The sequence below is a fragment of the Streptomyces sp. NPDC056734 genome, assembly GCF_042790455.1.
Taxonomy (GTDB): domain Bacteria; phylum Actinomycetota; class Actinomycetes; order Streptomycetales; family Streptomycetaceae; genus Streptomyces.
On record NZ_JBHTZD010000005.1, the window covers coordinates 75,446 to 88,107 of the forward strand.

Here is a 12,662-nt window from a genome sequence, read left to right on the forward strand (position 1 = left end):
TCCGCCAAGATCAACTCAATACAGGCGATCACCTTCGTCAAATGCGCTCGTGCTGTGTGCATTTGGCGCGGAACACCCCGAGAAGCGAAGCGGCAGCTCGACTCACCCGCCAAGAGGGACGAACGGCACCCGCCGCTCCACATTCGAGGTAACGAAACGGCAAAGACAAAGGGGGCTGTAGCGCAATTCCTCGCCATCAGCCATGCTCTGTGCTCGCTTTCCTGGCCGCCTTTGGCACGCCCGAAAAGCGACACAGAGTCTGAAGAGTTCCGGGCTTTCCGGAGCTTCAGGGGGAGGGGACGGAAAGCCCATGGAACGTCGTCGCTTCGGCCTGCCCACAGCCGGGCGCGGCCGCGCGGTGCCGGCCGCCGCGGTCGCCGCCGCGGTCGCCGCCGCGCTCGGCTTCGGACTGCTCGCCGTACCGCTGCTCGACGGCGGCGACGCCCCTGGTGCCGGGGGGTCCGGCGGGTCCGACGGCTCCTCCCGGACGGAGCAGGCGGCCGGTCCGCTCGACGAGGACGCGGCCCAGACCCGTGCCGTCTCCACGGGTGAGCGCGTCGAGGTGACCGCGCTGCGCGACGAGATGTCCACGACCTACGCGCGGCCCGACGGCAGCTTCGAACTGGTCACCTACGCCGCGCCCATACGCGCGGAGGTGGACGGCACCTGGCAGCCGATCGACACCCGGCTCGCCCGGACCGGCGAGGGCTGGGCGGCCGAGGCCGTCCCCGACCCGGTGGTGTTCTCGGCGGGCGGTGACGGCTCCGGCGCCGCTCCGCAGGGGGCCGCACCGGTGGAACCGGCGGTGTTCACCGCCGGGGAAGGCGGACGCACCCTGCGGATCGCCGACGAGACCGCCGAGTACACCGAGTTGGCGACGCTCACCAGCGACGGGCACGAGGTGACCCTGAGCTGGCCGGGACCGCTGCCCGCCCCGGTGATCAGCGGCTCCAGCGCCCTGTACCGCGGTGTCCTGGACGGCGTCGATCTGCTGCTGACCGCCCAGGAGAGCGGCTTCAGCCAGGTGCTCATCGTGCACAGCGCGGCCGACGCGGCGAATCCGGCGCTCGGCTCGCTGTCCTACGGGCTGTCGTCCCCCGATCTGACCTTCCATCTGGACCCGGTCACCAAGGTCGTCACCGGCCGGGACCGCGACGGGCAGGAGATCGCCGTCTCCCCCACGCCGTACATGTGGGACTCGGCGGGCGAGTACGCCGTCACCGAGGGGCCCGATCCCGAGCCCACCGAGGAACCCGCCGCGCCCACACCGTCGTACTCGCAGGAGCCGGACGCACCCATCGGCGAGGAGACGCTCACGCCGGACACCGGGAGCGACAGCGCGGCGCCGACCGAGGAGCCGGTGCCGGCGCCCCCGGCGACCGAGGCGACCGAACCGCCCGCCGAGGAAACCGATCCGCCCACCGGCGAAACCCCTGTGGCCACCGGCGAACCGGATCCGCCGCCCGGCGACGCCGATCCCGCCGCTCACCAAGGAGACCCGGCACCGGGCGCCGACGCCGTCCTGCGCGCGCCGTACCGGAACGGGACGGACGGGAGCGGGCCCTCGGGCGACGCCCTGCGCACGGCCCTCGACGACTCCGAGGTGTTCGCGCTCCCCGGGCTCGCCGGACCCGACCCCGGGACCCATATGGCCGTGGTCGAGGCAGGATTGACCGAGCCCGGCACCACGGCCACCGGCCTGTCCATCGTCCCCGACGCACAGCTGCTGGCGGACCCGGGCACGGTCTACCCGGTCTTCATCGACCCCACGATCTACGGCAAGACCAAGCACTGGACGACGGCGTACAAGAAATACCCCAGCTCCAGCTTCTACGACGGAACCAACTACAACACCGGCACCACCGAGGCCCGCGTCGGCTACGAGTCGACGACCTGGGGGCTGTCCCGGTCCTTCTTCACCCTCGGCTGGTCGACCAACATCAAGGGCGCGCAGGTCTCCTCCGCCTCCATCCAGCTGCGTGAGACGTACTCCTGGTCGTGCAGCGCACGCGAGATGCAGGTGTGGCTGACGGGGGGCATCTCCTCCAAGACCACCTGGAACAACCAGCCGGACTGGAAGTCGGAGATCGGCACGAAATCCTTCGCGCACGGCTACAACTCCAGCTGCCCCGACGCCTACGTCACTTACGACGCCAAGTCCGTCGCCCAGGACGCGGCCGACGGCGGCTGGTCCTCCCTGACCATCGGGCTGCGCGCCACCACCGAGGACTCCGCGTACGGGTGGAAGAAGTTCCGCGCGGAGAGCGAGAGCGCGCCCAAGCTGACCCTCGTCTACAACCGCAAGCCGAAGACCCCGACCTCGGTGACGATGTCCCCCGGCAACGCCTGCGACAAGACCTCGCCCTACCTGCACATCGGCAAACGCGATGTGATTCTGTCGGCGGCCTCCTCCGACCCCGACGACACCTCCGTCCAGCAGGACCTGAAGTACCTGGACTTCGAGCTGTGGCACACCGGCGCCACGACCATGATCCTGAACCGGAACGTCGCGGTGACCAGCACCGGCAAGGCATCGGTGGAGATCGGGAAGGAGTTCTTCACCAACGGCTGGACCTACTCCTGGCGGGTCCGCGCCATCGACCAGAGCGGAGCCGCCTCGGCCTACGCCCCCACCGCCAGCCCAGGGGTGTGCCGGTTCGTCTTCGACAGCAGCAAACCGAACGAACCGATCGTCACGTCCACCGCTTTCCCGGCGGCCGACGACGACGGCACGATCTGGTCCGCGGTGAAGTTCGGCACGCCCGGCGTCTTCACCCTCGCCCCGGACGACGACACCGACGTCACCCGGTTCGAGTGGTCCTTCAACACCACGAGCTACAGCAGCGGGAAGAACGTCACCGCGGGAAGCTCCACCACCGTGTCCCTGTCGCCGCCGATGGCGGGACCCAACGTGCTGTACACGCGGGCCGTGGACAGCGCGGGAAATCCTTCACTGGGCACGAAGTACCTGTTCTACGTCACCCCGCGCGACACGGCGGACGAGCCGGGCGACCTGACCGGTGACGGCACTCCCGATGTGCTCGGCATCAGCGCGGCCGGCAATCTGTGGATGTACCCGTCCACCACCACCGGTGACCTGCATGTCTCGCTGTCCGCCGCGCATGACGACGGCATCGGGCTGCTGACCGACCCCGACCGCGACGGCACGGACCATCTGCCGGGCTACTGGATGGGACCCGACGGCGAGCCCGCGCTGATCGCCCACGGCGGCGACGCCCTCGGCGCCGACGGGATCGGCGATGTCTTCGCCCGGATGCCCGACGGCGAGCTGTACATCTACCCCGGTGACGGCTACGGCAGCGTCGACATCTCCCGGCGGATGAGCGTGCGGCTGCCCGCGGGCTCGCCCGATCCGGCGACTCTCGACCAGATCGTGGTGGGCGACTACGACCTCGACGGCCGGACCGATCTGTTCGCCACCGCGGCGGGCGGCGCGCTGTGGGCCTTCGACGGCTACACCGGCGCCACCTTCCTGCGCGTCACCAAGATCTCCGCGACCGCCTGGCTGGAGCGGGACCTCGTGTCCGTCGGCGACCACGACGCCGACGGCGCGCCCGATCTGCTGTGGCGCTCCGAGGTCAGCAGCAGGCTGCTGCTGCGCTACGGGGTCGAGGACAGCGCGGGCGGATCCACGATCGCCTCGCTGTCGACGGCCGCGGCGTCCCGAACGGGTGTCGACACGGTCTACGCGGAGGGCTGGGACACCACGACCGTCCCCGTGACCCATCTGCGCGGCACCCCGGACGTCAACGGCGACGGCATCCCCGACCTGTGGGCGGTGGCCGTCGACAACGCGGTCCACTTCTACCAGGGCGGGGCGTCGGTCCTCGGCTCGCACGTCGCCGTGATCAGCCCCGACAGCGCCTGGCGGACCGGGCAGCTGACGCTCGGCTGAGCCACGCCCGGCCAAAGCCGTACGGTCACCGGCCGACGCCCTCTCCCGGGCGTCGGCCGGGGTCGCTCACGGCTCCCGTTCCGCTCCGTTCTCCGTGCGCCCCGCCGGGTGGAACGGGCCCGCGTGGTCCAGCAGCCCCGTCCGGGCGGCCAGGGCGGCGGCCTCCAGGCGGGAGCCGACGCCCAGTTTCATCAGGACGCGCTGGACGTGGGTGCGGGCCGTGGAAGGGGCGATGCCCATCCCGGCGGCGATCAGGCGGGTGTCCTCGCCGTCGGCGACCCGGACCAGGACCTCCACCTCGCGCGGGGTGAGCAGCCGCAGCAGCCGCTGGCCCTCGTCGTCGGGCTGGGCCACCGGGTTGAGGAGTTCACCGAACGCGCCCTGGAGGAGCTGCGGCGCGACCGCGGCCTCTCCGGCCCGGGCCTTCATGATGGCGCGTTCCACACCCTCTATCCGCTCGTCGTGCCGTACGTACCCGGACGCGCCGGCCGCGAACGCCGCCGCGATCCCGCGTGGGCTCGGCACCGGCCCCAGGACCAGCACCGCGACCTGCGGGCGCTCCCGCTTGATCTTCGCCACCGGGTCGAACGTGCCCGGTTCGGCCGGTGTCGCCGTCCCCAGCAGACACACTTCCGGTGCCCGCGCGATCACCAGGTCCGCCGCGCCCGCGGCGGGTGCCGCCGCGGCGAGCACCCGGTGCCCGCGCAGCTTCAACGCCGAGGCCAGCGCCTCGGCCAGCAGGCGGTGGTCATCGACCACCATCAGCCGCACTCCCATCGAGACCCCCCAGTCCCCCAGTCCCCCCAATGGATGCCCAAGGTCAGGACCCGTGCACCCGGGCCCTGGGCACCCCGGCCCTTCATGCCCCCGGAAGCTACACGCTTGTTCGACATTGCGCTCCCCCTACCGGAGAGAAGTGCCCCGGATCGCCGAAAATCCTCGGATACGAGGGTGTTGCGCGAAACGCGCACCGCGCCGCCCCTGAGCTGGGGCAGGGCGATATGCGACCGCGCAGGGGGATACGCGGCGGCGCGGGGCGATGCGCGGCGGACAACGAGGTGCGCGCGGGGCGGGAAGAGGCGCGCACCCGGCGCCGGGCCACGGCTTCGCGCCGAAGCCGCCGGGCTACGGCTTCGCGCCGAACCCCAGGGCCGTGAACACCTCCTCGCCCTCGGTGAGCGGCTTGCTGATCAGCTTCTTGCCCAGGAACAGCCGGCCGTCGGTGTACCGCACCTCCGCCGAGCGCGGCACCATCTTGCTGATCGCGTCCCGCACGGACTCCTCGCTCGGAGTCTCAAGCAGCGTGGTCTGCTCCAGCGTCGAGCCGTTCACCGACACGATCTGGTCACCCCCGTCGTACGGCCCCTCCTTGTACGCGAGGACATCGCCGCCGTCCATCCGCAGCGGGAAGACCTTGTACCGGTCCCCGGCGTCGATCCGGTCGCCGGTGGTCTTCCCGGTCTCCAGGGAGAACGCCACGATCTCGTTCGTGGTGCTGTACTCCGTGCCGCCGTCGTGCTCCGCCGTCGGCACCCACAGCTTGCCGTTGCCGACCACGATCCCGTCACAGCCGTCGGTACGGCCGATCTCGCAGTGGTGGCTGTACTCACCGTCCTTGAGGGCGATCTTGTAGAGCAGTTTGCCGCTGTCGTCGAGCGAGAAGATGTCCGAGGCGCCCGAGGAGGTGATGTCGGCGGAGTCCAGGCCGAAGACGACCGGCTTCGTCGAGATCACCTTGATGTTCGCCAGCCCGGCCGGCAGCTGGTAACTCCACGTCACCGCGCCCGTCTTCGGGTCGATCAGCTGGACCTCGTACTTCTCGTCGCCGTACTCCCCGCACTTGTGCACCGCGACCAGTTGCTCACCGCCCGCGTACCCGACGTCCATGCAGGTGCTGACCTTCGGCTGCCACAGCACCTTCCCGGTGGTGACGTCGAACGCCGCGCCGCCGGTGAAGCCGCCGCCGACCGCGACCGTGCCGCCGGTGATACTCGCCTCCGCGAAGACCACCTCGGCGTCGTTGATGGTGGCGCTCTTGCTCCACAGCTTCTTGCCCGTGGTGACATTGAACGCGGTGATCTGGGTGCAGGGCTCGTGATCGCCCTCCGCGTTGCGCTTACGCGTCTCGGAAAGCACCACACTCGTCCCGTCGCCGGCGATCTGGCGGGAGAATCCGCAGGTCTGGCCGGTGAGCGGCAGCGTCCACCGCTCGTCGCCGGTGTCGGGGTCGTACCCGACGACCTCGTTCACCCCGCTCTTGGCGTAGATCCCGTCGGTCAGCCAGGAGCCGGCGACACTCTCGATCCGCTCGTCCTTCACGGCGGGCGCGGGGATCTGGAACAGCACATCGGCCGCCGGGTCCGCGGGCACCTTCTCCGTGCCCTTCGGTACGGACCCCTCGCTCCCCCCGGAACCGCCCTCCTCGCCCTCCCCCTCGCCGCCGTTCCCGCCGCCCGACGCCGCCGTGTCGTCCTTGCCGCCGCCGGAGGACTGCGCGTACCAGACGCCCCCTCCGACGATCAGCGCGATGGCCACGACCGCCGCGACGATGATCGCCAGCTGCGCGTTGATCTTCCGCCCACCGGAGCCGGCCCCCTGTCCGGGCTGCGCCTGGAGCGGGACGGTGGCCTGCGGGTAGCCGTAGCCATGGCCGTAGCCGGGCGGGGGCTGTTGGGCGTACGGGTTCGGCTGCTGACCCGGGTAGCCGTATCCCGGCGTGGGAGTGGGGGCGGGGGCAGGGGTGGGCGACGGTTGCTGGGGTGGTGCCGGGTAGCCGTAGCCGGGGGGTGGCTGCGGGGGCTGGTACGGAGGCGGTGAGGGCTGCGGGGGCTGGTACGGGGGCTGCGGGGGCTGGTCCTGGGGCGGGCCGAAGCCTCCCCCTGGCGGAGGCCCCTGCGGGGGTCCCGGCGGAGGCCCTTGCTCGGGCTGGTGGGGCGGCGGGGGCGGGGGCTGGGTCATGACGGAGTACCTCGGTGGATCGGAGCGAGCGGACGGCGAACGGACAGCGACCGCACGGGAAGCGGATGGGGAACGGACGGGGAGCGGACGGGGAGCGGACGGGGACGGACGGGAACGGAGGCGGGAGCGGCGGTGGGCCGACACGGTCCCGCCCGCCTACTCGCCGTACGCCAGCATCAGCTTCTCCTTCGCGTCGTCGTTGCCGGTCAGCCTGGTCGTGGACAGATACAGCCGGCCGTCCGCCCAGGCCAGGTCGCGGGAGAAGAAGCCGCCCTCGACCTCGGACGCACCCTGCGGGTTCTGGAGCAGCGTGGTGGGCTCGGCGTCGCCGCCGGTGGTCGGGATGGACACCACCCGGCCGCCCGTGCCGTAGGACGCCTGGACGTACGCGATCAGCTTCCCGTCCTCCACCTGGAGCGGCAGCATCGCCTCGTCCGCCGGGGACTTCACCCGCCACTTCTCCTTGCCGTCGGCGAGGCCGATGGCGACGATCTCGTTGGCGCCCGTGGTGGCCTCGGTCGGCAGATAGAGCGTGTCGCTGTCGACGGCGACGCCCTGACAGCCCGTCAGATCGCGCTGGAGGACGGCCCAGCCGCACTCGGGCGCGAAGTTCTCGTCGAAGGCGACCTGGGAGGTGAAGGCGCCGTCGTCACCCAGCATGGAGATGTTCCACTGCTGCTTCTCCTCGTGGGTGCTGTAGACCACCAGCGGGTCCAGGGAGTAGGTCCGCGCGACGCGCCACCCGGCGTCGAACCGCTGCGTCCAGCTGACCTCGCCGGTCCGCGGATCCAGTTCCCGCAGCTCGTCGTACTCGTCGTCCGTGCCCGCGCCGCAGGAGGCGACCTGCACCAGCCGTCCGGCGCCGCCCGCGAACGCGGCCGGGAAGCACGTCTCGTCGTACTTCTTCGTGTCGAACAGCTTCTTGCCGGTGTTGACGTCGTACGCCGTCCCGGACTGCGAGCGGCCCACCATCAGGGTGTCGTCCACCAGGGACAGCTCCAGGGTGAGCGTGCTGTCGAAGAGCGCCCCGTCGGGGACCTCGCCCTTCCAGCCCTTGGCGCCGGTGGCCAGGTCGATCTGCTGGAGCTGGTTGCACTCGGCACGGTCGCTGGTGCCGCTCATATAGGCGACCACGATCTTGTCGTCGTCGCTCCGGCCCGGTGTGACCGCGCAGATCTCCTGCGGGAAGGTGATCGGGTCCCAGGTGGGTGCGCCGTCACCGACGTCGAAGGCGAAGAGCTGTTTGTACGCCGCCTTCACCGCCGTCTCGTCGGTGATCCACATGCCGAGGGCGTCGGCGCCGTCACCGGGTGCGTCCGGCGCCTCCTTGTACCAGAGCACCCGTGACTCACCGGGCCGGCGGCCCTCGTTGAGGTCCTCCGGGTCGGTGCCGCCGTCGCCGCTGCCGTCCCCGGGGTTGACCGGGAGGTCGGACGCGGACGGCTTGGCGTCGTCGCTCTTCTCGGCGACCGGCGCGTTGTCCTTGCCGCTCTCGCCGTCGCCGCGCGTGACCGCGAACACCGTGCCGCCCACGACGAGCAGGACCGCCAGGGCCGCGCCGATGACCATCGCGGGCTTGCCTTTGAAGGGGCCGCGCGGACCGGGGCCGGGGGGTGGGGTGGGGGCGCCGGGTGCCCCCGGAACGCCGGGTGCCCCGGGGGCTCCCGGGTACGGGGCCTGCGGATAGCCATAGCCATAGCCGTGGCCATGGCCATAACCGGGCTGGGCGGCGTACGGCCCCGGCTGCTGCGGGTAGCCGTACGGACCGGGCTGCTGCGGGTAGCCGTACCCGGGCTGCGGTGGACCGGCGACGGGCGGGGCCTGCGGAGGCGGTGGGGTCTGTGGTGGTTGAGGTGGCTTCGGTGGCTGGTCCTGCGGTGCTCCGAAACCGCCCTGCGGCGGCTGCTGATCGGGCGGCTGAGCCATCAGCGTGTCCCCCTCGCTCACTGATTTTTAGCCACGCTCCGGAGGTTGTCGATCGATTCTCGATCTGCGTTGGATCGGTCTCGATGAACCCGGACGCGCTCTCAGACTGTTCTCAGACGGCCCTTTCTATCACCCGGCACCGACAGCGCCACGGGGCGGCGCCGCCCCTGTTCCCAAGGGAGCACCGCCCCGTGACGACCCCGTTATGCGCCTTCACGCCCCCTTCACGAGGCGTTCCCGGCCCGCCCTTCCGCGGACTCTTCCGTCACGCGTCGTCGGCCAGTTCCAGCCAGCGCGTCTCCAGTTCCTCACGCTCGCCCGCCAACGCGCGCAGCTCGGCGTCCAGTTCGGCGACCTTCGCGAAGTCGGTGGCGTCGGCGGCGATCCGGTCGTGCAGCTTCGTCTCCTGCTCGGAGACGCGGTCCAGCCGGCGTTCGATCTTCTGGAGTTCCTTCTTCGCGGCGCGCTGGTCGGCGGCGCTCTTCTCGTCGGTGGCCCGGGCGGGCGCGGCGGCGGCCGGGGCGGCTGCGGCGGCTGCCTCCTCCATACGGCGGCGGCGCTCCAGGTACTCGTCGATGCCGCGCGGCAGCATCCGCAGTGTGCCGTCACCGAGCAGGGCGAACACCCGGTCGGTGGTGCGCTCGACGAAGAACCGGTCGTGGGAGATGACGATCATCGAGCCGGGCCAGCCGTCGAGGACGTCCTCCAGCTGGGTCAGGGTCTCGATGTCGAGGTCGTTGGTGGGCTCGTCGAGGAAGAGGACGTTGGGCTCGTCCATCAGCAGGCGCAGCAGCTGGAGCCTGCGGCGCTCACCGCCGGAGAGGTCGCCGACCGGCGTCCACTGCTTCTCCTTGGTGAAGCCGAACGTCTCGCAGAGCTGCCCGGCGGTCAGCTCGCGCCCCTTGCCGAGGTCCACGCGCTCGCGGACCTGCTGCACGGCCTCCAGGACCCGCAGGGTGGGGGCGAGTTCGGCGACCTCCTGGGAGAGATAGGCCAGCTTGACGGTCCGGCCGACGGCGATCCGCCCGGCGACGGGCTGGGTCTCGCCGCCGCTGCGGGCGGCGTCGGCGAGCGCGCGCAGCAGGGAGGTCTTCCCGGAGCCGTTCACCCCGACCAGGCCGATGCGGTCGCCGGGGCCGAGCTGCCAGGTGACGTGCTTGAGCAGCACCTTGGGCCCGGCCTGGACGGTGATGTCCTCCAGGTCGAAGACGGTCTTGCCGAGCCGGGTGGACGCGAACCGCATCAGCTCGGAGCTGTCGCGCGGTGGCGGCACGTCCTTGATCAGCTCATTGGCGGCCTCCACGCGAAAGCGCGGCTTGGAGGTGCGGGCGGGGGCGCCGCGGCGCAGCCAGGCCAGTTCCTTGCGGACCAGGTTCTGCCGCTTGACCTCCTCGGTGGCGGCGATCCGCTCGCGCTCGGCGCGGGCGAAGACATAGTCGGAGTAGCCGCCCTCGTACTCATAGACCGTGCCGCGCTGGACGTCCCACATGCGGGTGCAGACCTGGTCCAGGAACCAGCGGTCGTGGGTGACGCAGACGAGTGCCGAGCGGCGCTCGCGCAGATGCCGGGCGAGCCAGGAGATGCCCTCGACGTCGAGGTGGTTGGTGGGCTCGTCCAGGACGAGGAGGTCCTGTTCCTCGATGAGGAGTTTGGCGAGCGCGATGCGGCGCCGCTCACCGCCGGAGAGCGGGCCGATGACGGTGTCCAGGCCCTTGGGGAAGCCGGGCAGGTCGAGGCCCCCGAAGAGGCCGGTGAGTACGTCCCTGACCTTGGCGTTTCCCGCCCACTGGTGGTCGGCCATGTCGCCGATCACCTCATGGCGCACGGTGGCCTCGGGGTCGAGCGAGTCGTGCTGGGTCAGCACGCCCTGGCGCAGTCCGCCGGACTGGGTGACCCTGCCGGTGTCGGCGTCCTCCAGCTTGGCCAGCATCCGGATCAGGGTCGTCTTGCCGTCGCCGTTGCGGCCCACCACGCCGATGCGGTCGCCCTCGGAGACGCCGAGGGAGACTCCGTCCAGCAGGGCACGGGTGCCGTACACCTTGCCGACGTTCTCGACATTGACCAGATTGACGGCCATTTCTCTCCATATACGCGGGGGACGGTCAGCGTTCCAGCGTATGCCCTGGGGGGAAAGGCGCGGCGCGCGAGGGGGTTGTCACTCTTTGTGATGATGCGATCGGGAAGGGCCGCAGACGTGGCGGGCGGGCCGCAAGATCTCGCCCATGGGAGAAACCATGAGCACCGAGGCCGAGGAGCACCGCTCCCCCTGGCCGGTGCCGCCGGAGAACGGCTACACCGTGGACGACCTGTTCACCTTGCCGGATCTCCCGCCGCACACCCAGTTGATCGACGGGAGCCTCGTCTTCGTGAGTACGCAGCGCATCTACCAAGTCCTGGTGATCGACATGCTGGTGACGGGGCTGGGGCGAACGGTGCCGCCGGAGCTGGTGCCCGTCCGGCAGATGGCCGTGAGACTCGATGACCGCAACGCTCCGGAGCAGGACATCATGGTGATCCGCGCCGATGCCCTGACCGATCTCGACCAGTGCCAGTTCGCGGCCCGGGACGTGCTGCTCGCCGTTTCGGTGGTCTCACCGCAGTCCGAGGGCCGGGACCGCGTGACCAAGCCGATGAAGTACGCCGCCGCCGGGGTTCCGCACTATTGGCGCATCGAACGGGACGGGGTCACGGACCAGCCGATCGCCCACGTCTACGAACTGGACCCGCTCACCCGGTCGTACGTGCACATGGGCCTCCAGCGTGACCGGGTCAGGGTCGCCGAGCCCTTCGGCATCGACATCGACCTGACGATCACCAAGCCCTGACGGCACGACCCCGGTCAGCGGGCTGTCGCCCCCGCCGCCGGGGCCTGCGCCACCCGTGCCGAGCGGCAGGTGGCGGACGCCGTGAGTGCCTCCGCCACCCGCCCCGCCGCCCCGGCGTCCCGCACCAGAAACGCCGTCGTCGGTCCCGACCCCGACACCAGCGCCGCGAGCGCGCCCGCCTCCCGGCCCGCCGCCAGCGTGTCCGCCAGCTCCGGGAAGAGGGAGAGCGCGGCGGGCTGGAGGTCGTTGGAGACGGTCGCGGCGAGGGCGTCGGGGTCGCCCTTGGCGAGGGCGTGCAGCAGCGGCTCGGACGCCACCGGCTCCGGGATCGTACGGCCCTCGGCGAGACGGTCGAACTCGCGGAAGACGGCGGGCGTCGACAGCCCCCGCGCGGCCCTCGCGAACACCCAGTGGAACGTCCCGCCGACCTCCAGCGGCGTCAGCTTCTCCCCCCGCCCGGTGCCCAGCGCCGCCCCGCCGACCAGGCTGAACGGTACGTCGCTGCCCAACTCGGCGCAGATGTCGAGGAGTTCCTCGCGCGAGGCGCCCGTGCCCCACAGGGTGTCGCAGGCGAGCAGCGCGCCCGCGCCGTCCGCGCTGCCGCCCGCCATGCCACCGGCGACGGGGATGTCCTTGGCGATGTGGACATGGACGTCGGGGGTACGGCCGTACCGCTCGGCGAGGATGATCGCGGCCCGCGCGGCGAGGTTCGTACGGTCCAGGGGGACCTGGCCGGCGTCCGGGCCGGTGCAGGTGATGCGCAGTTCGGCGGCCGGGGTGACCGTCACCTCGTCGTAGAGGCCGACGGCGAGGAAGACATTGGCCAGGTCGTGGAAGCCGTCGGGGCGGGCCGCGCCGACCGCGAGCTGGACATTGACCTTGGCCGGGACGCGTACCGTCACGCTCACTTGGCTGCTCTCCTCGCGCTGCGCGATCCGCTCTTGGTGGGGTTCGGTGCCGTTTGCTGGTCTTCGGTGCGGTGGTGCTGGTCCTGGGGTGCGGTGGTGCCGGTCCTGGGTGCGGTGGTGCCGGTCCTC

Annotated in this window: 7 protein-coding genes; 2 read left to right on the top strand and 5 right to left on the bottom strand. The window is 71.3% G+C overall.

Annotated elements, in window-relative coordinates; genetic code table 11:
• Positions 1-310: 310 nt before the first annotated feature.
• The gene (locus ACFRFC_RS08795) at positions 311-3,916 is read left to right on the top strand and encodes a DNRLRE domain-containing protein (protein ID WP_382689696.1); all 3,606 of its coding nucleotides are present in this window, start codon (positions 311-313) and stop codon (positions 3,914-3,916) included.
• A gap of 66 nt (positions 3,917-3,982) precedes the next feature.
• Here ACFRFC_RS08795 and ACFRFC_RS08800 read toward each other — a convergent pair whose 3' ends face one another.
• The 4 genes from ACFRFC_RS08800 to ACFRFC_RS08815 form a co-directional block, all read right to left on the bottom strand.
• Positions 3,983-4,693 carry a LuxR C-terminal-related transcriptional regulator gene (locus ACFRFC_RS08800; RefSeq protein ID WP_382689698.1) on the bottom strand — a complete coding sequence of 237 codons (711 nt, stop codon included), beginning with the start codon at positions 4,691-4,693 and terminating at the stop codon, positions 3,983-3,985.
• A 348-nt stretch (positions 4,694-5,041) separates the two neighbouring features.
• The gene (locus ACFRFC_RS08805; protein WP_382689700.1) at positions 5,042-6,874 is read right to left on the bottom strand and encodes a PQQ-binding-like beta-propeller repeat protein; all 1,833 of its coding nucleotides are present in this window, start codon (positions 6,872-6,874) and stop codon (positions 5,042-5,044) included.
• Positions 6,875-7,030: 156 nt separating this feature from the next.
• Positions 7,031-8,800 (bottom strand): PQQ-binding-like beta-propeller repeat protein, encoded by a 1,770-nt coding sequence (locus ACFRFC_RS08810; RefSeq protein ID WP_382689702.1) that lies wholly within the window; start codon positions 8,798-8,800, stop codon positions 7,031-7,033.
• Between the two features lie 265 nt (positions 8,801-9,065).
• Entirely contained in the window at positions 9,066-10,877 is a 1,812-nt protein-coding gene (locus ACFRFC_RS08815; RefSeq protein ID WP_382689704.1) for an ABC-F family ATP-binding cassette domain-containing protein, read from the bottom strand.
• Between the two features lie 145 nt (positions 10,878-11,022).
• On the opposite strand from ACFRFC_RS08815, the gene ACFRFC_RS08820 reads away from it, so the two are divergent.
• Positions 11,023-11,625, top strand: coding sequence for a Uma2 family endonuclease (locus ACFRFC_RS08820; RefSeq protein WP_383112599.1), 603 nt, complete (start codon positions 11,023-11,025; stop codon positions 11,623-11,625).
• Between the two features lie 14 nt (positions 11,626-11,639).
• Here the strand turns inward: ACFRFC_RS08820 and ACFRFC_RS08825 are convergent, their stop codons facing one another.
• Positions 11,640-12,560, bottom strand: coding sequence for a 4-(cytidine 5'-diphospho)-2-C-methyl-D-erythritol kinase (locus ACFRFC_RS08825; RefSeq protein ID WP_382689864.1), 921 nt, complete (start codon positions 12,558-12,560; stop codon positions 11,640-11,642).
• Positions 12,561-12,662: the final 102 nt, after the last annotated feature.